This is a genomic window from Paenibacillus sp. FSL R5-0636 (assembly GCF_037974255.1).
GTDB lineage: Bacteria > Bacillota > Bacilli > Paenibacillales > Paenibacillaceae > Paenibacillus_AQ > Paenibacillus_AQ odorifer.
Genome location: NZ_CP150232.1, coordinates 1,083,141 through 1,105,870 on the forward strand (window position 1 = coordinate 1,083,141; position 22,730 = coordinate 1,105,870).

At 43.7% G+C, this 22,730-nt stretch carries 21 protein-coding genes; 15 read left to right on the forward strand and 6 right to left on the reverse strand.

From position 1 onward, the window contains the following. Positions 1-12: 12 nt before the first annotated feature. Positions 13-990 (reverse strand): ring-cleaving dioxygenase, encoded by a 978-nt coding sequence (locus tag MKX34_RS04630; RefSeq protein ID WP_076296151.1) that lies wholly within the window; start codon positions 988-990, stop codon positions 13-15. 168 nt (positions 991-1,158) lie between these two features. Here MKX34_RS04630 and MKX34_RS04635 point away from each other — a divergent pair, with 168 nt between their 5' ends. The 3 genes from MKX34_RS04635 (at position 1,159) to MKX34_RS04645 (ending at position 4,306) form a co-directional block, all read left to right on the forward strand. Further along, positions 1,159-1,965 carry an AAC(3) family N-acetyltransferase gene (locus MKX34_RS04635; RefSeq protein WP_052096796.1) on the forward strand — a complete coding sequence of 269 codons (807 nt, stop codon included), beginning with the start codon at positions 1,159-1,161 and terminating at the stop codon, positions 1,963-1,965. 99 nt (positions 1,966-2,064) lie between these two features. Further along, a complete protein-coding gene (locus tag MKX34_RS04640) occupies positions 2,065-2,997 on the forward strand; it encodes a manganese-dependent inorganic pyrophosphatase (protein WP_036680844.1) in 933 nt (310 codons plus the stop codon). Positions 2,998-3,199: 202 nt separating this feature from the next. Beyond that, positions 3,200-4,306 carry a Glu/Leu/Phe/Val dehydrogenase gene (locus MKX34_RS04645; protein WP_076129277.1) on the forward strand — a complete coding sequence of 369 codons (1,107 nt, stop codon included), beginning with the start codon at positions 3,200-3,202 and terminating at the stop codon, positions 4,304-4,306. A gap of 134 nt (positions 4,307-4,440) precedes the next feature. Here MKX34_RS04645 and MKX34_RS04650 read toward each other — a convergent pair whose 3' ends face one another. Next, on the reverse strand, positions 4,441-5,100 hold the full coding sequence (locus MKX34_RS04650; RefSeq protein WP_051491160.1) for a peptidylprolyl isomerase: 660 nt from the start codon (positions 5,098-5,100) through the stop codon (positions 4,441-4,443). A 210-nt stretch (positions 5,101-5,310) separates the two neighbouring features. Between MKX34_RS04650 and MKX34_RS04655 the strand changes: the two genes are divergently transcribed. Then, complete coding sequence (locus MKX34_RS04655; protein ID WP_036680852.1) at positions 5,311-6,537, forward strand: MFS transporter; 1,227 nt, start codon at positions 5,311-5,313, stop codon at positions 6,535-6,537. A gap of 86 nt (positions 6,538-6,623) precedes the next feature. Here MKX34_RS04655 and MKX34_RS04660 read toward each other — a convergent pair whose 3' ends face one another. Beyond that, complete coding sequence (locus tag MKX34_RS04660; protein WP_051490926.1) at positions 6,624-7,028, reverse strand: hypothetical protein; 405 nt, start codon at positions 7,026-7,028, stop codon at positions 6,624-6,626. Positions 7,029-7,285: 257 nt separating this feature from the next. Between MKX34_RS04660 and MKX34_RS04665 the strand changes: the two genes are divergently transcribed. Together MKX34_RS04665 and MKX34_RS04670 are read left to right on the forward strand one after the other, a co-directional pair. Continuing rightward, entirely contained in the window at positions 7,286-9,184 is a 1,899-nt protein-coding gene (locus MKX34_RS04665; protein ID WP_036676638.1) for a sensor histidine kinase, read from the forward strand. Between the two features lie 113 nt (positions 9,185-9,297). Continuing rightward, on the forward strand, positions 9,298-11,214 hold the full coding sequence (locus MKX34_RS04670; RefSeq protein ID WP_244886494.1) for a sensor histidine kinase: 1,917 nt from the start codon (positions 9,298-9,300) through the stop codon (positions 11,212-11,214). Positions 11,215-11,224: 10 nt separating this feature from the next. Here MKX34_RS04670 and MKX34_RS04675 read toward each other — a convergent pair whose 3' ends face one another. Both MKX34_RS04675 and MKX34_RS04680 read right to left on the reverse strand, forming a co-directional pair. Beyond that, on the reverse strand, positions 11,225-11,464 hold the full coding sequence (locus MKX34_RS04675) for an NHLP leader peptide family RiPP precursor (RefSeq protein ID WP_170914256.1): 240 nt from the start codon (positions 11,462-11,464) through the stop codon (positions 11,225-11,227). 94 nt (positions 11,465-11,558) lie between these two features. Then, a complete protein-coding gene (locus tag MKX34_RS04680) occupies positions 11,559-12,494 on the reverse strand; it encodes a hypothetical protein (RefSeq protein WP_036676632.1) in 936 nt (311 codons plus the stop codon). Between the two features lie 101 nt (positions 12,495-12,595). Between MKX34_RS04680 and MKX34_RS04685 the strand changes: the two genes are divergently transcribed. Next, positions 12,596-12,889 carry a hypothetical protein gene (locus tag MKX34_RS04685; RefSeq protein WP_036676631.1) on the forward strand — a complete coding sequence of 98 codons (294 nt, stop codon included), beginning with the start codon at positions 12,596-12,598 and terminating at the stop codon, positions 12,887-12,889. 53 nt (positions 12,890-12,942) lie between these two features. On the opposite strand, the gene MKX34_RS04690 is transcribed toward MKX34_RS04685, so the two are convergent. Next, a complete protein-coding gene (locus MKX34_RS04690; RefSeq protein WP_036676630.1) occupies positions 12,943-14,874 on the reverse strand; it encodes a glycoside hydrolase family 20 zincin-like fold domain-containing protein in 1,932 nt (643 codons plus the stop codon). A gap of 84 nt (positions 14,875-14,958) precedes the next feature. Here MKX34_RS04690 and MKX34_RS04695 point away from each other — a divergent pair, with 84 nt between their 5' ends. The 8 genes from MKX34_RS04695 to MKX34_RS04730 all read left to right on the forward strand — a co-directional run bounded on the left by MKX34_RS04695 (position 14,959) and on the right by MKX34_RS04730 (position 22,722). Next, complete coding sequence (locus MKX34_RS04695; RefSeq protein WP_038568894.1) at positions 14,959-15,813, forward strand: helix-turn-helix domain-containing protein; 855 nt, start codon at positions 14,959-14,961, stop codon at positions 15,811-15,813. Between the two features lie 317 nt (positions 15,814-16,130). Then, on the forward strand, positions 16,131-17,777 hold the full coding sequence (locus tag MKX34_RS04700; protein WP_036676625.1) for an ATP-binding protein: 1,647 nt from the start codon (positions 16,131-16,133) through the stop codon (positions 17,775-17,777). Positions 17,778-17,800: 23 nt separating this feature from the next. Further along, on the forward strand, positions 17,801-18,436 hold the full coding sequence (locus tag MKX34_RS04705; RefSeq protein WP_036676623.1) for a response regulator transcription factor: 636 nt from the start codon (positions 17,801-17,803) through the stop codon (positions 18,434-18,436). A 265-nt stretch (positions 18,437-18,701) separates the two neighbouring features. Next, positions 18,702-19,439: a Wzz/FepE/Etk N-terminal domain-containing protein gene (locus MKX34_RS04710; RefSeq protein WP_076179881.1), complete on the forward strand. Its 738-nt coding sequence runs from the start codon at positions 18,702-18,704 to the stop codon at positions 19,437-19,439. Then, positions 19,423-20,064, forward strand: a complete 642-nt coding sequence (locus MKX34_RS04715; protein WP_036676617.1) for a CpsD/CapB family tyrosine-protein kinase — start codon at positions 19,423-19,425, stop codon at positions 20,062-20,064. Before MKX34_RS04710 ends, MKX34_RS04715 begins: the two co-directional genes overlap by 17 nt. A gap of 83 nt (positions 20,065-20,147) precedes the next feature. Beyond that, positions 20,148-21,038: a UTP--glucose-1-phosphate uridylyltransferase GalU gene (galU, locus tag MKX34_RS04720; protein WP_036676615.1), complete on the forward strand. Its 891-nt coding sequence runs from the start codon at positions 20,148-20,150 to the stop codon at positions 21,036-21,038. A gap of 30 nt (positions 21,039-21,068) precedes the next feature. Beyond that, positions 21,069-21,761, forward strand: coding sequence for a sugar transferase (locus MKX34_RS04725; RefSeq protein WP_036676612.1), 693 nt, complete (start codon positions 21,069-21,071; stop codon positions 21,759-21,761). A 25-nt stretch (positions 21,762-21,786) separates the two neighbouring features. Further along, positions 21,787-22,722 carry a glycosyltransferase gene (locus tag MKX34_RS04730; RefSeq protein ID WP_036676610.1) on the forward strand — a complete coding sequence of 312 codons (936 nt, stop codon included), beginning with the start codon at positions 21,787-21,789 and terminating at the stop codon, positions 22,720-22,722. Positions 22,723-22,730 lie beyond the last annotated feature (8 nt).

The window sequence follows — 22,730 nt, forward strand, 5'->3', positions numbered from 1 at the left end:
CCTGAAAGAGGTTTATTGCCGAGTATCCAGCGGCTTCAGATACGCCTCGATTTGCTGGCGTTTCGATTCCAGAAATGGCGGCAGCGCAAGCGATTCACCTAAACTTTCCATAGGCTCATCTGTAGCAAAACCTGGTCCGTCTGTAGCTAGCTCGAAAAGGATGCCGTTAGGCTCACGGAAATAGAGGGAACGGAAGTAGAAGCGGTCGACGAAACCGGAATTAGGAAGCTGTGCCTGGCGGATGTGTTCGATCCATTGCTTCAATTCGTCTTCATTATCGACGCGGAAGGCGACGTGATGCACCCCGCCACGTCCCAAATGCTCTTGATCCAGATCATTGCGTTCCTCCAGATGTACCTCAGTGCCTGACCCGCCTTCACCGGTCTCGAATACGATCACATCTGGCTGACCGGCAACTGTTGAAGGGTAGGTTCCTATACGGCGGAAGCCAAGCAACTGCTCCAGCACCACCGCTGTATGTTCTGCACTTTCGACTGTGAGATGTGCGGGTCCTAAGCCTACAATGCCATATTGGGCAGGCACTGGGCTTTTAGCCCAAGGAGTACCGCCGGCAACACCGTTATCATTTTCGTCGGATACGAGAATGAAACGTTGGCTCTCGTGATCGCGGAAGGATAAAGTCTGGCGTCCACCAAGTACCTGTATCGTCCCATGCTCCACGTTTAGCTCGGTGAAGCGTTGCTCCCAGTAGGTAAGTGCGGCATCGCTTGGGACTCGAAGGGAGAGGGCGGAGATACTGTTATTGCCCTCGCGGTTGCGGCCCGCTATCGGAAGCTCAAAAAAGGTTAATTCAGTTCCGGGATTGCCCTTCTCATCTCCATAGAATAAATGGTACACTGAAAAATCATCCTGATTTACTGTTTTTTTAATGAGACGAAGTCCGAGTACCTCTGTATAGAACTTAAAGTTCTCCTGTGCTTTGCCTGTAATAGCTGAGACATGGTGAAGTCCTTTTAACGTTAAACTCATGGTAGTTACCTCCGTTTAAATGCTTAGGGTTTGTGGATTATTTTTAATATCGATAGAATTATTGGTGAATATTATTAAGTTACTATAATTTTAATAGTAATAACAAACTTTTGCAAGTGGATATTAATGTTTCATGAAATTTAATTCATACATAAGGAGAGAGTATAAGTGCACACAACAACAAGCTTGATGAAACAATTACAGGAGTTGGAGATTGATCCACGGGGGACCATTCTAGTTCATTCCTCGTTAAAAAGTGTTGGCGAAGTAGAAGGAGGTGCGAACACGGTGCTGGATGCACTCAGCGAATATATGAAGGACGGGCTGCTTGTTTTGCCAACGCATACATGGGCTTATATTAATGCGGATAATCCACGCTTCTCTGTTCAAGATTCCCCATCTTGTGTTGGGATATTACCGGAGCTGTTCAGAAAACGTCCGGGCGTTGTCCGCTCTTGGCATCCGACTCATTCTGTAGCGGCTTTGGGTGTTGATGCTGAGGCGTTTACTGCAGGGGATGAACGTTGGGATACGCCATGCGCCCGTGGTTCAGTATGGGGCAAGCTGCTTGATCGTAAGGCGGAAATAGTACTGCTGGGCGTCGATCTGCGGCGGAATACGTTCATTCACGGTATTGAAGAGTGGGTGGATATTCCGGGCAGAATGACGGATAGTCATGAGGAATTATATACTGTGACGCCGGGTGGCGATGAAATCATGGTGCCTTCTCGCAGACATTGTGGTCTCTCTTGGTCGGAGCACTTTTGGAAAGTGGAACGCGAGCTTGAGGAAGGCGGTGCCATGCGTAAGGGGAATTTCGGGGATGCGCTAGTTAGAGTGTGTGGAACAGTAGAAACGACGGATATTTTAAGCCTGATGCTAAAAGAGAATCCTGATCTTTTCTCCGATAATGAACCGCTGCATGGTGAGTCCAAACCAGATCCGCTTCCAAAGACCAGACGTGAACAACCATAGGTGGGAGAGGCTAAACCAATTTTTCAGCCCGCACAATCTGGAAGCCGCTATCAATGTATGGTATATTAATCTCACTAAAACATAGTAAGGAGATTGGAAATGGAAAAAACATTGGTCTTTGGACACAAAAATCCGGATACGGATACTATTTGTTCGGCAATTGCTTATGCAGCACTCAAAAAAGAATTAGGCTGGGATGCTGAGCCAGTTCGTCTGGGAGACGTTAGTGGTGAAACGCAATTTGCGCTTGATCATTTCGGAGTAGAGGCTCCTCGTCTGGTAGAGAACGTAGCTGGAGAAGCTAATCAGGTTATTCTTGTTGACCATAATGAACGCCAACAAAGTGCGAATGACATTGATCGAGTGCGTGTAGTTGAAGTTATCGACCATCACCGGATCGCTAATTTTGAGACTGCACATCCGTTATACTATCGTGCTGAGCCAGTAGGCTGTACTGCTACTATACTTAACAAAATGTATAAAGAAAACGGTGTAGCTATCCCTAAAGACATCGCCGGATTGATGTTGTCTGCAATCATTTCTGATTCCTTGCTGTTTAAATCTCCAACCTGCACCGCTGAAGATGTAGCGGCAGCACGCGAATTGGCTGAAATCGCTGGTGTAAATGCAGAAAGCTACGGCCTTGATATGCTGAAGGCTGGTGCTGATCTTAGCGACAAGAGTATCGCTCAACTGATCTCCTTGGATGCTAAGGAATTCAAAATGGGTGAATACAAAGTAGAAATCGCCCAGGTGAACGCGGTCGACGTTAATGATGTACTCTCCAAGCAGGCTGAACTGGAAACTGCACTGACTTCCATTATTGCTGAAAAAGAATTGGATCTGTTCCTGTTCGTAGTTACAGATATCCTCAACAACGATTCGGTGGGTCTGGCTCTGGGCCGTGTTGCAGGTGCAGTAGAACAGGCGTACAACGTGAAGCTTGATGACAATAAAGCGCTTCTTAAAGGTGTAGTATCCCGTAAATCACAAATCGTACCGGTACTTACAGAGACGATTGCTAAACTGTAAAGCATTTTGACAGTTGTCTATGAGAGTAGATTGGATAAAAAGAGCTCATGCCCCATCAGTAGTTAAGATGGTGACATGAGTTCTTTTTGTTTTACGGCGTATTCTGCTACAATATTTTGGGAGGGGATCCAACTGATCCTTCTAATTGCATGAACTTTGAATCAGCATGAGGAATATGACAAAGGGATAGGGGATATTGGAGATGGAATTGTTTGCAGCATTGGAACGGGACGACTACGAGGAATTATTATTTTGTCAGGATAAGGCATCGGGATTAAAGGCGATCATCGCGATTCATGACACGACACTGGGACCAGCACTGGGTGGAACACGGATGTGGACCTATGCTACGGAAGAGGAAGCTATTGTTGATGCGCTTCGATTAGCAAAAGGGATGACCTATAAAAATGCAGTATCCGGCCTGAATTTGGGTGGTGGGAAAACAGTAATCATTGGAGATCCCAAGAAGGATAAAAATGAAGCCATGTTCCGTGCTTTCGGAAGATACATACAAGGTTTAAATGGACGGTACATAACTGCTGAAGATGTAGGGACTACGGAAGAGGACATGAACATTATTTATCAAGAGACAGATTATGTTACTGGCACCTCACCTACGTACGGTTCTTCGGGCAATCCGTCACCAGCAACGGCTTACGGTGTTTACCAAGGAATGAAGGCAGCCGCTAAAGCCGCCTTTGGCAGTGATTCGCTTGAAGGGAAGACAGTAGCTGTTCAAGGCGTGGGGAACGTGGCCTTTACACTGTGCAAACATCTTCATGAAGAAGGAGCACAGCTTATCGTAACGGACATCCATAAACCAGCCGTTCAACGTGCAGTAGAGGCCTATGGCGCCAAGGCTGTAGATCCAGGCGATATCATCAGTGTAGATTGTGATATTTATGCTCCTTGCGCTCTTGGAGCGACAATTAACGACGAATCCTTACGGGTAATCAAGGCGAAAGTGATTGCAGGAGCTGCTAATAATCAGCTGAAGGATTCCTCGCATGGTGATGCACTTCATGAGATGGGGATTGTATATGCTCCAGATTACGTGATTAATGCAGGTGGCGTCATTAATATTGCGGACGAGCTGAACGGCTATAATAAGGAACGTGCCTTTAAGCAGGTGGCGAAGATTTACGATAATATTACCCGCGTAATGGAAATTTCCCGTTTGAACGGAATACCTACTTATGCCGCTGCGAACCAGCTTGCAGAGGACCGGATAGCGCTATTAAGAAATAGCCGCAGCACCTTCCTGCGTAATGGTCAACATGCACTTAGCAGAAGATCGCTGCGGGGATAAGCTGTAAAAAAACTCGGCAAGCTCCATCCGATTACAACTTCGGAGGGACTGCCGAGTTTTTTATGTTCTTTTATTTCTACAAGAAACGTTTATCCTCTTTCGAGGACGGTAACGTCGTTTCTGTTTATTCCTAATTACTGAACCTTTTGCGGTTCTGGGTAAGTGACGCCGAAGGTGTCGACCGTCACCTTTTTCATTACTGGTGGCTCATCTGGACGATCGGAACCGTCGCGAGGCAGGCTCACAATTCTTTTTACAGCTTCGATACCTTCGGTTACTTTACCAAAAGCGGCGTAGCTTCCATCTAGACTAGGGTAAGCTGCATCCATAATAAAGAACTGGGAACCGGCAGAGTCAGGAGCCTGTGATCTTGCCATCGATAGAACACCTTCTGTATGCAGAAGGTTATTGGTGAACCCGTTGCCAGAGAATTCTCCGGCGATACTGTAACCCGGGCCTCCCATACCTGTGCCATCAGGGTCGCCGCCTTGAATCATGAAGTCAGGAATTACTCTATGGAATATAGTGTTATCATAAAATCCTTTTTGAATAAGTGAGATGAAATTGTTTACGGTGTTAGGGGCAACCTCAGGATATAGCTCAGCTTGGATGATATCCCCGTCTTCCATTTCAATGGTTACTAAGGGATGACTTGCCGTAGCTGAAGGAACGCCTTCAGTTGGGGCTGCACCTTCCCCAGGTGCTGATCCGCTGCTTCCATTATTACTGCTTGCATTGTTATTGTTTGGCTTGTTACCGCAACCTGCCGCAATAACCATGACCAGGCATAACATGATCAGAAGAATAGCGGATTTTGTTCGTGTAGACTTCACTAAATAATCTCTCCTTTTTATTGAATAATCTCGTAGGTACTTCCCATAATACCTCCTTTGTCCTATTACATGCAAAGGTCAGTTATGACTTCTGGGATTGGCACATCTTAAAAAGAAGTTTACAATGGTAGGATGTTTCCAAAGAGAACATCGAGAAAGGATGTGCATAGGATGCTCTTTTCGTGGAAGCGGAATTTGATCGTGCTTTGGATAGGGGTTTTCTTTTGTAGTACAGCTTATTCGATCTCGATTCCCTTCCTTTCCATTTTTTTGAGCGACGAACTTGGGGTTTCAAATCATTTGGAGATTTGGTCAGGGGTTAGTTTTGGAATAACCTTTCTTGCCAGCGCTTTAATCTCTCCCTATTGGGGTTCGCTAGCCGACAAGTATGGTCGGAAACCGATGCTTATTCGCTCGGGTTTTAGTCTGGCAGCTTTATACCTTATTAATTATTTTGTACATGATCCTTATGTTTTTTTGATTGTGCGTGTGCTGCAAGGACTGCTTGCCGGTTTTGTTCCAGCAGCTATTGCAATGGTAGCCACCAATACCCCTGAGCATAAGACGGGGTACGCTTTAAGTATTATGTCTACAGCCGGAGCTACAGGTAGTATTATTGGGCCATTAATCGGCGGTGTAGTGAGCTATTATACCAGCAACCGGATTGCTTTTTTATTCTCGGCGGGTATTGTACTTATCTCAGCGCTCATTGCTACTTTTTTTGCAAAAGAGGAGAACTTCGACCGTTCGGCTCCAAGGTCACATGTAAGTGATGATATCAGGGAAGCGAGAAGTAACCGAGCCTTTATTACTTTGCTCTCGCTGGCGGGAATCAGTACCTTCTCCGTTATGATTCTGGAACCGTTAATCCCAATTTATCTACTGGACATGGGGATCTCCAAAAATAGTGCCTCGCTAAGCTCGGGAATAGTGTTCTCTGCTGTGGGGATTGCTACGGTGCTGATGGCTCCGCAGTGGGGCAGAATCGGCAGCCGAAAGGGCTTTGGGATGATCTTATTTATTGGACTGATCGGGGGCGGCATCGGTAATATACTACAGTTTTTTGTTTCGGGCTATGTAGAGTTCGCTATCCTTCGCTTTGCTTACGGCTTGTTCTATGCAGGTGTGCTGCCGTCAGTGAATGCCATGATTGTACAAGTAATTGAACCGGGATTCCGTGGACGGGCCTTTGGCCTGAATCAGGCGGCATCTCAGCTTGCGACGATGGCTGGACCGATTATCGGCGGCTTATTGGGCGCGGTTATTCCAATTCGCTGGGTGTTTGTAATCAATGGAGTGATGCTGCTGGTAGCAGCGATATTGGTTAAGACCCGCAAGCTGGAAGCGCAAATCGCCGCTGCTCGTCCCGCAGAACAGCCAACAACAATGCAGGGCTAACTGCTAACTCAATGAGCATGTCGTTATTTAGAAACAACATAAAGCCGCCGGGCTATGAGCCCGGCGGCTTTATTCATATTAAGCTGCTATTCTCCCTGCGAACCGTTCAAAACGTCTGTTCCCGGCATAACATCCACTGGCGGGGAGGCAGGGTCAATAATGGAATTTGGATATACATCGTCTGCATCTGGAACATCCTCTAGCGGCTGATCTTCTTCTTCCATCTCCAAGAGTTCCTCATCCTTAGTATAATCCGTATCATCTAGGGTTAATCCTGCGGTTTCAGCGGCTAGATATGCATCGGATTCCACCAACTCATCTCTTTCGATTACATCCTTAGGTGAGTTTAAACCAATATCTGCTGCCAAGTATTTATCGCCAACCAAGACAGGATCTGCGTCATCATCAACAATATCCTCTTCATCCATATCAGCTTGTATATAACGTTCATATTCAAAGTCAGCTTCAGTTTTATTTGGTGAACTATCCATAGCCGTTCACTCCTTTTTTATGATAAAATTTGAACTTCCTATGTTTATCTTTACCCGTTTGACCATGATCGAATCGCTGATCCAATAAATGGGTATGTCTATATTGGATTAGTAAAAAATGGGTGAAAGCAAAAGCCGATGAAAAACGTCCTTTTTCGAGAAAATTTACAAGAATAGGCAGGGATAGTGCGAAGCTTGTCGAAATTAAGAAGCGTATATGAACGTTTAAACAACTAATGAATTACTGAGGTGCTACGATGAAGTTGCCAAAGCCCAATATAGCGGCTGCTTTTTTATTAATTCTACTGCTGACCGCTATGGTCCCTTTTGGTACGGCGATAGTGAGTGCTGAATCATCAGACTCTACGCTGCCCAATTGGGAGATTAAATTTGAACGTATAGAAGTAGATCATATTGAAGAAGCTGTGGCAGCTCTTGATGAAGAATGGACTCGTGTTATGCCTCATGGGAAAAGCCCAGAGACTCCAAGTGGGGCAACCTCAGCCTGGCTGCGGTTTACTTTACCACAAATTGGTGATAAATCTGCGTTATTCATAGATAAAGTATATGGAAATAATGTTAAGGCTTATTTAAATAACGAATTAATATATGATTCCGGAAAAGATTTTAATTTCAATGGCAGTAAGGTTTTCATTCCTCTGTCCAAAAGTGTTGGAGGACAACAGCTATATTTATGGACCCATGGTGGCAGCAAAGACTTAGGGATCCACGGCGAAATAAGAGTAGGCCAATACGATGAGCTGTTATCTGTTTATGTAAAGCAGGGCTTAATGGATCTGATCATTGGAACGACGCTTATTTTTATTGCGATTGTACTGCTGATTTGCTCGCTATTCATGAGAAAAGGTTATTTTTCCGGCGGATTTCTATTGGTGCTGATTATTTTATCCATTGGCGTGTTAGTGGTAACGTATTCATCGTTCCTGCCGACAATCCTAGGCGATTATGGAGAGATTGTACTTGTTTTCTTTGATGTAGCATTATATACGCTTCTGCCCTCCTTTACATTTTATTTTGAAAAAATATTTGGTCCAGGAAAAAAGAAAATCGTTACCCGATTCCGCAAGTTTCAAATTGTCTATTCTATATTCTGTTTTTCTCTAATGGTTGTTAATATCCTTTTGTCATATCAGTTGGATGACTTTTATAGATTGATGACTACGAGTGTGCTGGGTATCCTTATGATTGTGCAATTTATATTGTTGATCAGCTTAGCGTTTATTCATGCGAATCGTGGGAATGTAGATGCTGTTGTTTTTACTACAGGGTTCTCAATATTTGCTTTCATGTCTCTTAGCGAACTGGTCATGTTCTATGTATCGGGCCAATCCTATCAATTATATTGGTGGAAATGGGGAGTGGTGATTTTCGTAATTGCCTTAATCGTCATTCTGGGAAGAAGGTTTACTAGAAACCATGAACAGCTTATTGAATATTCCCATCAGCTTGAGAAGTTCAATAATGATTTGCAGCGCTCGGAGAAGATGGAGATTATTAGTGAGCTGGCAGCTTCGGTTGCGCATGAAGTACGGAATCCATTGCAGGTTACCCGAGGGTTTCTGCAGATTCTTGGGGAGCGTTCAGATCAAAAGGAGCGGGAATATCTGCAAATGGCGGTTACAGAACTGGATCGAGCTACGCTCATTATTACAGACTTCCTAACCTTCGCTAAACCAGGACTTGAAACCGTAGAGCAGCTTGATGTGTCCGAAGAGTTGAGGCATGTGACGGGTATTCTTTCTCCGTTAGCGAATCTGCAAGGGGGCGTCATTGAACTTAACCTGCAGCCAGGACTTTACGTTACTGGATCATCTGCCAAGTTCAAGCAAGCGTTTATCAACATTCTCAAAAATAGTATTGAAGCTTTAAAGGACAATGGGCTGATTAAAGTCACAGCCTGGAAGTCTGGAAAACATATAATAATCAGTGTTCATGATAATGGGGAAGGGATGAACCGGAATGAGCTGGCTCGGTTAGGGGAACCTTATTACTCCAATAAGACCAAAGGAACGGGGCTTGGACTGATGGTAACCTTTCGGATTATTGAGGCGATGGAGGGATGCACTGAGTTTCGCAGTGAGAAAGGGGAAGGGACTGAAATTATAGTAAAAATACCAGAACTTAGAAGAATTTAGAAGTAATTTATGATAATTCCGTTTTTTAGAAGGAAAGAGTGAGGGGCTGAGCGAAGTAGTACAGACAGAATATTGTTTCTGATACTTACTTCTGAGGTGCATATATGCGCTTGATGATTAAAGTCCTACATATAGCAATAGCCCTTACTCTCCTTCTGATAGGATATAGTTCAATTGTTGTATCAGCAGCGACCCCATATCCATCCCAAGAAATTACCAGTTGGCAGATGAGATGGGGCGATGGAAGCGAAAACAGCGGCGTAGTGGTTCCTCAGAATAATGACCAGCAGTATTGGATAAATGTGAATGCTACGAAGGAAATCCCACATCTGCCATCAGGCGTATCCACTTCTTGGACTCGTATTTCCATACCTAACTTTAGTTATATCTCCCCTTCAATCTACATTGATACTTTATATGCTCTTCATGTGAAGGTGTATGTGAACGACCGTTTAATCTTCGAGGAAGATCGTAATTATATTAAGGATAACTATTCTTTGTTGTTGCCTTTGAGTCAAAGCGATAGTGGGAAAACATTATACATTTGGACTGAAACGCTGCAGGATAGAATCGGAATTAAAAATGAAGTAGTGATCGGTGAACACAACCTGTTAATCAATGATTATATTAAAAATGGACTCAGCGATGTGATTTTGGGCTGTGCTTTTTTTCTTGTGGCTATCGTTCTATTTATAAGTTCTCTCTACATTAATAGGGACTATTTTTCCAGTGTGGCTTCACTAGCCGTTGTAATAGGTTCAACCGGAATTCTCTCGATAACCTATTCTCCTTTTATTTATACCTTTTACAGCAATTTGGGCGCGATTAGTAATGTATTTCTTGATTTGGCTTTATTCTCACTTTTACCGGCGCTTACTCTTTTATTTGAAAAAATATTTGGCAGTGGAAAATATGCGATCGTCCGTCGTTTTCGTCAATTTCAAGTCATTTACTCCTCATTTTGTTTGCTATGTCTTTTGATCAATTTTCTATCGAATAATAGCTATATTGAGTTTTATTATTTTGTATCCACCACTATTATCGGGTTCATCCTCATCCTTCAGTTCATCTTGCTTATCGTATGTGTGATTATATTTTCGCTTAAAGGGAATAGGGACGCTATCATTTTTGCCATTGGCTTTGGAACGGCTGCATTTACTGTAGTGTCAGAGTTACTGTGGTATTACATTCATAAGGGGAACTATGATTTATTCTTGTGGAAGTGGGGCATTGTTGCCTTCATAATCTCCTTGATCGTAATTCTGGAGCGAAGACTAGCCTATAGCCATCAACAGGTTGTTAACTATTCTAAAGAATTAGAGCGTTTTAACAACGAATTGCAGCGTTCAGAAAAAATGGAAATTATTAGCGAGCTTGCTGCATCTGTTGCTCATGAAGTGCGGAATCCACTCCAGGTAACTAGGGGTTTCCTTCAGCTGCTTAGCGAGAAATCCGTTGGTGAAGAGGAAATATTTATGTCGATGGCCCTTAGTGAGCTGGATCGTGCTTCCGGGATCATTACGGATTTCTTAACCTTCGCAAAACCGGAATTTGAGACGATTTCCAGTCTGAATTTGTATAATGAATTTAAGCATATTGAGAGTATTATGCAGCCGCTTTGTCATTTAAATGGAGGAAAAATGATTCTCGATGTATCGGGCGAATTATGGGTGAAGGGGAATTCCTCGAAGTTTAAGCAAGCCTTCATCAACATTATCAAAAATAGCATTGAATCTTTCCGTGACGAAGGATTTATCTATATGTCGGTGTATGCGGAAGAGGAGAACGTAATTATTCATATCAAAGACAACGGGGAAGGGATGGACGCGGATGTCCTGCACCGATTGGGAGAGCCTTATTTCACTAAAAAGAATAAAGGCACAGGTCTTGGATTAATGGTCACTTTCCGTATCATCGAAGCTATGCAAGGTAAAGTGAAATTCACAAGCAAAAAAGGAGTGGGAACCGAATCCATCACCATACTGCCATTGGCAGAAGCTCCGGATGATTCTCACTCCTTAGGGGGTTAATCTTGTTGTCTTACCACGAACCGCGTGGTGCTGCGGTTGCCTTCAATACATCGGATGTAGGACTTGGTGGAATTACAAGATAGAATTCGTTGGAGCCTTCTTCAACGGCTTTCAAGGTAACGCTGTCGGGAATGATTACGCCTAGTGCTTCTTGGAGAGCCGCTTTTGGGTCTGAGAGTAGTCTTTTCTTGAAACTTGGATCTTCCCATGCCTTTTGAATGACTTGATTTCTAAGAATTGCTTCTGACATAATAATCACCCTTCCCAAATTGTATATATTTACCTTTAATAATATAACATAGCAAAACTACTAATACTATTCTTTTTATTACAAAATAATAGAATTAATGGACATTTTTTGACAACCAATGATATAATCCTCCGTTTAGCAAGAGCTGCTTGTCCGCCTCGATGGAATCAGAGATCTGCTGTAAGTTACTTACTAGCATGGAATGGAACGCGATAAGATGAGGGGCATTAAGGTCGGAAGCTGTAACTTTGTTATGTGTGTCGTGTGCTAATTCCGTATAGGTATGTAGACCATTTGCAGTGAATAGATAAAATTCGACCTCTTGCGAAGTGAGTTTAGCTGCACTGCTGTTTGGCAGATGTTTGCGAGTTAGGGAGAGAAGACAATTATAGTTGCCCGCGGATAAATCTTCTTTCCAGTCCTCATAGTCATCCAGCATTTGCAGTGTAAGCAAAACCGAATGGATAAGTTCTTCAGCTTGCGGCACTAAATCACTCTTTCCAGACATCAGAAGGGCAGCGGTGCTGGATAGCTTGAGCGGACTGGCTTTATAGGAAATTTTGACCCGATCATTAAGAAAATAGTCACTGGTATTTTCGTTGCTAACACTATCTGCCCACTCCATGATATAACGATTAAATAAGATCCAGAAAGCAGATGGCTCCGGAAATAGTATCCGGTAGATATTTAAAAATTCGACATAAAGCAAATTCGCCAAGGGTAATTTTTCGTATGCGGAGGATTCTTGGCTGTCCATCAGGTCATCCTGTATGAAGAAATACAACATAAAAAAGACGTTGCCCATCGACATCTGGCGAGTAACCTCTGCAGAGATTCCGCATCCCTTCTGCAGCCAAAAGGGTAAAAGATAACATATGTAGTTTTTGTGGCTTTCAGCGTTAAATACGTTAAAATGCTCAAGATAGGACATGCCTTGTTGATTTAGAGGTTCTGGAAATTCAGAAATAATCCGTCTGCTTTCTTGGAATACCAAGCGCAGTTCATCTTCGTAGTCATTTAGCCAATCCATAACAACCCTCCTATAAAATTTTTACGAAAATGGTTCTTTTGCCCTGATTATAGCTTTCTCTTTATTCCATTACAACTAAAATTTAGGAGGTATTAGCAGATATGGAATGGTATACTTTCGGCCAGATGCTTATGGCTATTCGAATGGGTCAAAAGGCGGAAACACCGGATGGCCGCATGGTTATGCGTACTTCCACGGGACTTTTTTGGATAAACGGAATCTTGAAGGGAAAAGTGGTAGAAATCAAAGACTATCTGTTCTCTGACCTATGGCGAATCTATGAGGATGAGGAAAGCCAGCAGGAGGGAATTGGCAGGGAACAACACGAGCAACGTGAGCGGGAGATGCTTGAGAATCAATATGAAGAGCTGCGTTGGGCGAACCGAAAGCGTTAGTTCAACGTTCGATTACCCAACAGCAGCTATATAGTGAATATTAATAAGAGGGATTAGGAACTTACGGATGCGGAGAGTTCTGATTTCAATGCTTCATATTGACTACGCAGGCGTTGAAGTTTCGAGATACTTTGCTCCAAGCCGCCGAGCCGGTTGCGTTCCGTCCACAAGAGACGATATTGGTGAAGGAGTACATCAAGGTCATTGATTTGCTTCGTAATCAGCGCAGGATCAAGCGAATCTGGTGCTGATGTCAACTGTAGCTTGATTCTGCCCAGCTGCACAGCATGCTTCACAAAATGGATGCCATTACTCAGTTCTTTCAGCACAAGAGCAGCATCTTCACATTGAAGATCTAACCCCGATAGCCGCGCCTCAATGGAGAGCAGATATTCTTCGAGATGATTGAAGTGTTCCTCAGTAAGCTTCTCTATGATTAGGAAATTGTCCAGATGGGTACGCAGCAGCAGGGACATTTCTGCATCATTTGAACGGTTGATACTGGATTCAAGCTGATAGTAATTGCCGAGATCCAGGAGCAGCTGGCCAATTCCCTCAGAACGATCTGCAAAAATAAATCTATTTAAATACTGTGCAGTATCTGCTTCCAGATTATGATCTACACTCCAGGATAGGGCTGCGCCGTAGGCGAAGCCGGCATAGCTGACCGGCAGATGCTGCCAGTGTCCAAAATCTCCCCAATCCGTAATGAGATAACCAATAGCGCCGTTGTTTTTGCCATGAATAGCTGCACTGCGCAGATTGGCTAACATATTGTCTGTGCGTCCTGTAATGGAGTTCCATGAGCTGGTGCCTGGGCAGACATAAAAAGGAATACCTGCTTCACGGAATTTGAGCGTATCGGACTCGAAGGGATGCTCAGCGCTATAACCCCATTCCATAGCAATAATATCCTTAGGAAGCTGAGGAATCAGTTCGGGATGCTGGATAATGATATCGCCCCAGAATTGCATCGTTTTGCCACGTTTTGTAACCAACTCATAAATCTTTTGTAGGAATGATAAATAGAGTTGACCTTTGCCTTGAGTTTCTGCCAGAGCTTTATTTTTACCAAGACCGAGTTCATAGGTCTCATCGCAGCCTACATTAAACTGATTGGAGCTAAAGTAAGGTAGCAGATCGTCAAACATTTTGTCTAGCAGAGGTAGTACAGCAGGATCTTCGGTATCAAAAGTACCAGGGTGCATAAATAAGCCTTCTGGATAAACGTCCTGCGCATACAAATTCTTCGGAAGCATAAAGCCTTCGGGAATTTCAGCTAAAGCGTTGAATTCTGGACGAGAGAGCCAGCCCTCCATATGCCCAAAGCTGTTCTGATTGGGAACAAGCTCTATATAACGTGCTTTGCAATAGGCATCCAGAAGCAGGATTTCCTCTCCGGTAATTGGGGTTTCAAGCTCCCAGACTTGAGGGAAGGATTCATAAGCGAACGGAGCACCTTCTATATATAGCTGAAGTTCATTCATCTTCAAATCAGCCATAAGGTCAATGATCCGGTACAAGGTTTCTTGCTTCGGGATTTTATTGCGGCTGATATCTATGAGCAGGCCTCTGGCTCCAAAATCAGGTTCATCGCGAATATGCAGCTGAGGTATAGATTTGCCACTTTGTTCTATGATTTGTTTCAGGGTTGCTGCTGCGTAGAAGGCGCCTACAGGAGAGCTATAGGAGACAACGATACCCTTCTGATCGACAACAATCTCATATGCCTGTGCAGACAATAATGGCACATAGTTAAAGTTACAGACAGATACAACGGTTGGACGTAAGCCAATGGATAAAGTCAGCTGCAGATTCAATGCTTGTGCAATCACTTCCTGTAGTTTTCGTGCAGCTGGCATGGCAGATTGTTCTTCCATATTAGGAAGCACGATGCTTCCGCTTGTTGGGAAATGGAAGGAGCCTTGTGACAATGTGATTTCACGCGGATTAGGGAAAAGCAGTAGTGTAGAATGATTAAGCATAGCGTGGACACCTCTTATTCATGTAGAATATGATCATCTTCACAATAACCTTATCACTACTAAACAAGGGGAGGAATGCCTATAATGTCCAAGCACATGGATTATATGATCAGTCCATATCCAATAAGAATTATTGATCCGAAGGTTGAATCCTCCAAGCTGAAGCTCAAGAATATAAGGGTGGGACAGGCAGGTCATCTGCCAGGAAGAACGTTATTCCGTTCAGGTGTAGTTTTTGAGCACTGGGCCATTGTTTACATAGTGTCAGGTAGTGGCTCCTACATGGAGATTGGGGGAAAAGAGCAGCAGGTGCGTGAAGGCAGCTTATACTTTTTTCGCCCAGGTTACAGTTATAACTTTGGTCCACCACCGGGAGGCAGCTGGGATGAGTATTATATTAACTTTAATGGCACGCGTGTATCCGAATGGCTGGAATCGGGCCTCATAGCCGGGGGAAATGTTTTTCAAGCCCAATCTATAGTAGGTCTTACTACCTTATTTGAAGAAGTGCTGGAACGGATGGAGAGCGGAGAACCTGTTGATGCGGATCGGGCAGCATTATTGCTCGAAAGAATGCTGCTGGAGTGTTCTTTTATAATAGAAGAAAAAAGTTGGAATTCTCAGGCTGATTATATGCGTCAGATTCGGGAAGACCTGAACTTATGCATTTATGGTGAAATGGACCTAGAACAAATAGCGGCAAAACATCATGTTTCGATGTCTACACTTCGTCGTCTTGTTCGACGCAGCAGTGGATACCCGCTTCATGAATATATTCACCGTCTAAAAATGGCGGAAGCCAAAAAGTTGCTTTTTAACACCTCATTACAAATTAAGGAAATTTCTAGTATGCTTCATTATAATGATCCGTTCTATTTTTCTCGTTTATTTAAAAAATATATGGGGATCGCACCCCAGCTTTGCCGGAATAACATTTAAATCGACATCCTCCTACTAGAGTCCCAACAGTAATTGTTATAATTTGTATAATTGTTGTCGTTTTATAAGATATGTTGAAAAATATGGATTAATATTACATAAATGTGTTAGTTCTTATTAACTATAGTGGATAAAATTCCAAATTTTAGTGATAAAACCTACTAAAAAAATAATAAATTTTTTGTAACTATTTTTCAAATGGAAGCGCAAACATGGGAAATGTCAACTTGTTATTGTGATTTTTCTCATGTATGATGCTTTTATCGAGCACAGTACAATCTCGCATTTTCCAAAAAACTGGAGAATAGGGTGGTGGGATGAAAATCAAACCAACTGCAGAAGACAAACTGATTGCGTATTACAGGTATTTTTCATTGTCCCTCACATCACTCATGTATCTTCTAGATAAGACGGGACCTTCCATAATTTATAAATCACTTATTATTGCTATACTTGTTGTGTTTGCACAAACGTTCTCATTTTGTTATCGAAGGCTACGCAGCAGACCAAAGACTCTCGTCCTGGCTGTTAGTATAGAGATGGTGGGAATTATCGCATTGACCTTGTTTACGGGTGGGTACGAAAGCTCTTTTAGGCTCTATGTGCTTAATCCTGTATTGATTGCTGCAGGCTCATTGTCCATTTATTTTGGATGGTCGTTGCTCTTAAGCTATATCAGTATTTTTGCGGTGCTCTGTTATTTTTTTATCAATTCTGCGAACAGAAATTTTTTGGAAATTGTATTTATAAATGGGAATCTGTTTCTAACACTGGTACTTACGGTTATAATAATGCAGATCGTTAATCGGATGAAGCGGCAACGTGAAGAATCGAATGCTCGCACGAAAGAGACGATGGAGCATATCAAATCCCTGTACCATATCGTGGAAACCTCAAGCCAACATGATTTCATGAATATCGGTCAAGTGATCACCGATTATGTTGTTAAGCTAACGAAGCTAGATAAGGCTTTGTTTTGGTTCGCCAAGAAAAGCGGAGAACCAGCTCCGCAGAGCAGGCAGACCGGCTGGCAGCAGGAAGAGGAACAGTTCCTATTCTCAGAACTGGGAAAACATGAGCATGAATGGAGATTGCAGCGAGAGCCTATTTTTAGAAATCTGCCGGGATTAGGCGATTTCCTGCTGATGCCTGTACGGATGAGCACCCGTTTTGTAGGGATGATTGGACTCAAGCTGGAGTCTACAGAGGGGCTGGAAGGCCGCAGATGGTATATTCAACAATTGATATTCTTATCTGAGCTAAGTGCGAATATTCTTGAAAGACATGAGCTTGGTGTGATCGAGAACCGGTTGATCATCACGAACGAACAGAACCGGATTGCGGATGAAATGCACGACAGTGTGTCGCAGAGCCTTTTTGGTATTGTGTATGCGACGCATTCGCTGAAGGAATCGTGGAAGAGAATGTCTGATCATGAGCTAGAAGAACAAATTGAGCTTATTCATGACTCTGCAACAAAGGTTGCCAAAGAACTGCGGATCACGATCTACAGTCTTAGCTCCAAGAAGAGTGGCGGTCCTACTTGGTTGGGCATGGTAAGATCACATTTGAAGAGCTTATCCAGATTAAATGATGTTGATATTGATTTAAAAATAACGGGCGATGATTTCAGTCTCCCTTATCCTTACCACAAGGCGCTTTTTCGGATTATCTCCGAAGCTACGGGTAATGCCATCAGGCATGGTGCTGCCAGTCGAGTGGATGTAGAACTGTCTCTGAAGCCGACTTGGATTCGATTATTGATTTGTGATAATGGTGTTGGTTTTGATACTGATTTGTTATGGATTGAATCTGAAGATAGTGTAAGCGGACTTGGCATGAAGAATATGCAATATTTGACCCAGTCGCTCGGTGGCGACTTTCAGTTGTCCAGTAATGAGAGCACAGGAACAAGAATTATGATTTCGATTCCTGTCGGTGTAGCTGAATTAAAGAATGCATAAACTTTAGGCGGGAGGTCGTTTCTGTGAAAATCGTCATTGTTGATGATCATCCTTTAGTTAGAAGAGGACTGGCATCTGTCATTTCGATGCAACCGAATGTGCAGTTTGCGGGTGAGGCGACGAATGGCCAAGAAGCGCTTCTTGTGATTGAGGAGACGCAGCCTGATCTCGTATTGATTGATCTTAAGCTAGCAGATGAATCGGGATTGGATGTCATCAAGACAGCGCGTGCTCGTGGTATCGTTAGTAAGTTCATTCTGTTGACGTCATCTGCAAGCAGAGAGGATTTCCTGAAGGCTGAAGAAGTACTGGTAGATGGATATGTACTGAAAGAGGCGTTGCCCGAGGAGTTACTGTTTGCTATCCAATTGGTGCACAAGGGAAGAAAGTATTATGATCCTGGTCTGATGGAAGATAAAATGCGCATGAGTGGAAGCAGCCCAACGGATGAATTAACACCCAAAGAAAAGGAAGTCCTGATCGAGCTGGGACAGGGCGCCTGCAATAGAGAAATTGCTTCACGTCTTTTCATTAGTGAATTTACGGTGAAGAAGCATGTCAGTCAGATTTTAGCTAAATTACAGGTGGCTGATCGTACTCAGGCAGCGCTTTATGCAAATGCTGTCGGATTAACCAAATATGAAATGTCTTACGAGTGAAAATTGAAATAATTCGTAAGCATAGTACATGAACACGGACAGGTTGTCCGTGTTTTTTTGTGCATTAAAACCTGAATTTGCCCTCGATATGGCACTAAAGTATACCTAATCCCCCTCTTAAGAGGTATAACGTCTTACTCCAAAGTGAAGAGGAAAGTGATGGTATGAGCCATGTGGCGAATGGTGTGGATTGATAGAATTAAAGCAACAACTGAAACTTTCATGAATGCTTTCAGAATGTAATTTTAGCGGAAGGAGGGTTACTGTGGAAAAGACGATTCTGGATTACATTAACCTGATTAAAAAAAGGTTTTGGCTCATCATGGTGTTCGTTTTGATCTCCTGTGCTACGACTTACTATGTTAGCAAAAACTTCGTTGAACCCGTCTATTCCGCTTCCGGACAGCTGCTTGTCAACAACATTGCCAAAGCTCCCGAGAGCAACAATCTTAACGATTTGAGCTTTAGCCTGAATTTAATTGAGAGTTACAAGGAAATTATGAAATCACCGACCATCATGAAAAGCGTAATAGAAAATCACCCGGAGTTTGGTCTCACGGCCGATGAACTAAGCCAGAAGCTTGAGATTAAAACTTCAGAGAAGAGTCAGGTGATCAACCTCAATGTTCAGGATGAAAGCTACAGCAAAGCTGCCGGGATCGTAAATGCGGTATCGCAGACATTCATTCGTGAATTGCCATCGCTGATGAGGGTAGACAATGTTACCTTGCTGACACCGGCCGATCCGACTGATGTTCCAGGGCCCTCGAACGGCGGGTTTGCGATGAATCTCATCATCAGCTTTGTTGTATCACTTATGGCTGCCCTAGGAATTATTTTGCTGATGGAAACACTTAACGGCACATTAAGGTCTGAAAAGGAAGCGGAATATGACCTTGGTCTTCCGGTAATTGCTTCGATAGCAACCATTCGTAAACGTGATTTAGGTAAGGCGGCAGGCAACACCAGAGTGAAGGAGGGTGCTTATGTTGCGGCTAAATAAGAGTCTGGTTACAGACGTTAATCCATCCTCGCATATCTCCGAATCGTTCCGATCACTGCGCACATATATACGTCAGCTTGGACTAGCACAGGGCGGCGGAGGAAAAGTGCTGCTCTTTACGTCAGCAGAAGCTGGAGCAGGCAAGACGACAATATTGTCGAATCTCGCGGTCTCTTTCGTCCAGGATGGCAAGAAGGTAGCGGTGGTTGACTGCAATCTGAGACATCCCGGTCTTCATACCGTGTTTGAAGTAGAGGGGAGTGACGGGCTTGCGGCTTATTTAAGTGGGCAAGAGGAAGCAGATAACATCGCTGTCCTCGGAAACTTAGCCAATCTTTCAGTCATCCCGGCGGGAAAAACTCATGTTAGTCCGCCGGATTTGCTAGGCAACCCCAAAATGACCGCTTTGCTTGAGGAACTAAAAGAAAACTACGATCTGATCCTGCTGGATTCTCCTTCGGCAGTCGATTTCAGTGATGCTCGTATATTGGCACCTCAAGCGGACGGCGTGATTCTGGTGGCCAGATATGGAAAGTCTAAACGGGAATCGATTCGCAAAGCGAAGACGCTGCTTGAACAGACCGGCTCTAATCTAATCGGAATTGCCATGAACCAGGCGAAGTAAATGTTTATGCTTTCGAAGTGTTTTTTGCTCGAAGTGAAATCATTGAAGCTAATGCTCACAAAACTTTTAGGAGGTAAAGTGCGATGAAAAAGGTGAAAAAAGTAATCATACCCGCGGCAGGACTAGGTACGCGCTTTCTTCCTGCAACGAAAGCCATGCCTAAAGAAATGCTTCCGATTATCAATAAACCAACCATTCAATACATTGTTGAGGAAGCTATTGCTTCCGGTATTGAAGATATCATCATTGTTACTGGTAAAGGTAAAAGAGCCATTGAAGATCATTTTGACAATGCGTTTGAGCTGGAGTCTAGGCTTCTGGAAGATGGAAAGCTGGATCTGCTTAAAGAGGTTCAGCGTTCAGCCAAGGTAGAAATTCACTATATCCGCCAGAAGGAACCAAAGGGTCTAGGGCATGCGGTATGGTGTGCAAGACGGTTTATCGGAGACGAGCCATTCGGTGTCATGTTAGGCGATGATATCGTCACAGGAGCCGTACCTTGCCTTAAGCAGCTGATTGATCAATATGAAGAAACACAAAACTCGGTTATCGGAGTTCAAGAAATTCCTGATGAATTCACGAATCGCTACGGTATTATTGAACCGGATTTGCAGGACGGTAAATTGTATCGGGTTAACAATTTTGTAGAGAAGCCGCCACTAGGTACGGCACCTTCCAATCTGGCGATCATGGGTCGTTATGTGTTTACTCCGAAGATCTTTAAGTATCTCGATTTGATGGAAGAAGGCGCCGGCGGAGAGATCCAGTTGACAGATGCCATTCAGAAGCTGAATCAGAGTGAACGGGTATATGCCTATAATTTTGACGGAACAAGATATGATGTCGGCGAGCGGCTTGGATATATTTTGACAACACTTGAATTTGCACTGCAAAGCGAAGATTTGCGCTATCCGGTGATGGATGCAATGTCGGAATGGCTGAATAAAATGGGACAAACCAGCTTGAGTAGTTAAGTTGAGTTCGCAAAATTTTAGATGAGGAGGATGAGCATGCAAAAACTGCCGGAAGACTACGAGGCGGTCCTGCCGAAAATTTACATGCTGCATACCGATGAGAGAAGAAAAGAAGCAGAGTCCTATTTGATAATGAAACGGATGATCGATATCTTTTTTTCCGCTCTTGGTCTTCTCGTGTTAATGCCATTATTTGTTGTCGTGGCGATTCTGATCAAGCTGGAGGATCCGAAAGGAAAGGTGTTCTTTCGGCAAAACCGGGTTGGGAAGAATGAAAAGCAATTCCCGATGTATAAGTTCAGATCCATGGTTAGTAACGCTGAGGAGTTAAAAGAAAACCTGATGGCCTATAACGAAGTGAGCGGTGCCATGTTCAAGATTAAGAACGATCCGCGGATCACACAGATAGGGAGATTCCTGCGCAAGACGAGCATCGATGAGCTACCTCAGCTGTGGAATGTGCTGATAGGTCAAATGAGTTTGGTTGGTCCTCGTCCTCCGCTGCCAGAAGAGGTGGCTCAGTATACGGAATATGACAAACAGCGTTTGACGGTTACACCAGGCTGTACCGGATATTGGCAAGTGAATGCCCGAAACAGTGTCGGCTTCGACGAAATGGTACAGCTGGACTTAACCTACATCCATATTCGGAGCACCATGCTGGATCTAAAAATCATTGCTAAAACCGGACTGATGTTACTCGGTTCAAAAGATGCTTATTAATAATGTGGAAATTAGGTGAATGCCGATGCGTGAATACGGAGACGTTCCTAAGCTTTCCATTATCATCTGTACCTACAACAGAGCACCTTTATTGATCAAGACGCTTCAGTCACTTTTAAAGCTGGATCACTTAGAGCAGGCGGAGATCATTGTTGTGGATAACTGTTCCAAGGATGATACTGAAGCTTGCGTCAAAAAGTTTATAGGAAAGCATGGAGCTGATGTGGATATCCGCTACATGATGGAGCCGATGCAGGGGCTTTCAGCGGCTAGAAATACAGGAATTCTGGCTTCCAAATCGCCGCTGATTGCCTTTCTCGATGATGATGCGATACCTTGCCAGCGTTGGATAACAACGATTGTCAGTACTTTCGAGAGTAAACCGGAGGTCATGGCTATGGGAGGCAAAATCGCTCCGATATTTGAAAGTAAACGTCCGGACTGGTTGATTAAACCCTTTGAGCTTCCGTACACGATTGTTGATTTAGGTAGCCGGATTAAGGAATATCCCAAGCAACTTCATCCTTGTGGGGCCAATATGGCGATGCGGAAGCTCGTATTCGACATCAGTCTTTTTCCCCTGGATCTCGGAAGAAAGGGTGATTCTCTGCTCTCCGGTGAAGAGACCTGGTTATTCGGACAGATTCAAAAAGAAGGGCATTCCATCCTCTACCATCCGGAAATGGCGGTTGACCATTTCGTTCCGGCGGCCCGCTTGACGGAAGACTGGATTATGAGGCGCTATTATAGCCAAGGTATCTCTAACGCTATGAAAAGCGAAGGACTAAAAGGCAAGCTGCTTCTAGTGGGAAAGACAGCCGCTAAGCTCGTGTATATCCTGGCTGATTCTATCCTCTCAAGAAGCAAAGGAAGAAGGCTTTTGAACAAATGCAGGCTGGAGAGTATTCGTGGAACGCTTCATATGATTCTCAATCGGGAGAGGCATTCCGCAGCGGGGTGAGGGATTAA

Coding starts and splice junctions, on each gene's coding strand:
- MKX34_RS04630 (WP_076296151.1), bottom strand. CDS start 990: ATGAGTTTAACGTTAAAAGGACTTCACCATGTCTCAGCTATTACAGGC.
- MKX34_RS04640 (WP_036680844.1), top strand. CDS start 2,065: ATGGAAAAAACATTGGTCTTTGGACACAAAAATCCGGATACGGATACT.
- MKX34_RS04645 (WP_076129277.1), top strand. CDS start 3,200: ATGGAATTGTTTGCAGCATTGGAACGGGACGACTACGAGGAATTATTA.
- MKX34_RS04650 (WP_051491160.1), bottom strand. CDS start 5,100: ATGTTATGCCTGGTCATGGTTATTGCGGCAGGTTGCGGTAACAAGCCA.
- MKX34_RS04655 (WP_036680852.1), top strand. CDS start 5,311: ATGCTCTTTTCGTGGAAGCGGAATTTGATCGTGCTTTGGATAGGGGTT.
- MKX34_RS04660 (WP_051490926.1), bottom strand. CDS start 7,028: ATGGATAGTTCACCAAATAAAACTGAAGCTGACTTTGAATATGAACGT.
- MKX34_RS04665 (WP_036676638.1), top strand. CDS start 7,286: ATGAAGTTGCCAAAGCCCAATATAGCGGCTGCTTTTTTATTAATTCTA.
- MKX34_RS04670 (WP_244886494.1), top strand. CDS start 9,298: ATGATTAAAGTCCTACATATAGCAATAGCCCTTACTCTCCTTCTGATA.
- MKX34_RS04675 (WP_170914256.1), bottom strand. CDS start 11,464: ATGTCAGAAGCAATTCTTAGAAATCAAGTCATTCAAAAGGCATGGGAA.
- MKX34_RS04680 (WP_036676632.1), bottom strand. CDS start 12,494: ATGGATTGGCTAAATGACTACGAAGATGAACTGCGCTTGGTATTCCAA.
- MKX34_RS04685 (WP_036676631.1), top strand. CDS start 12,596: ATGGAATGGTATACTTTCGGCCAGATGCTTATGGCTATTCGAATGGGT.
- MKX34_RS04690 (WP_036676630.1), bottom strand. CDS start 14,874: ATGCTTAATCATTCTACACTACTGCTTTTCCCTAATCCGCGTGAAATC.
- MKX34_RS04695 (WP_038568894.1), top strand. CDS start 14,959: ATGTCCAAGCACATGGATTATATGATCAGTCCATATCCAATAAGAATT.
- MKX34_RS04700 (WP_036676625.1), top strand. CDS start 16,131: ATGAAAATCAAACCAACTGCAGAAGACAAACTGATTGCGTATTACAGG.
- MKX34_RS04715 (WP_036676617.1), top strand. CDS start 19,423: ATGTTGCGGCTAAATAAGAGTCTGGTTACAGACGTTAATCCATCCTCG.
- galU (WP_036676615.1), top strand. CDS start 20,148: ATGAAAAAGGTGAAAAAAGTAATCATACCCGCGGCAGGACTAGGTACG.
- MKX34_RS04725 (WP_036676612.1), top strand. CDS start 21,069: ATGAGCATGCAAAAACTGCCGGAAGACTACGAGGCGGTCCTGCCGAAA.
- MKX34_RS04730 (WP_036676610.1), top strand. CDS start 21,787: ATGCGTGAATACGGAGACGTTCCTAAGCTTTCCATTATCATCTGTACC.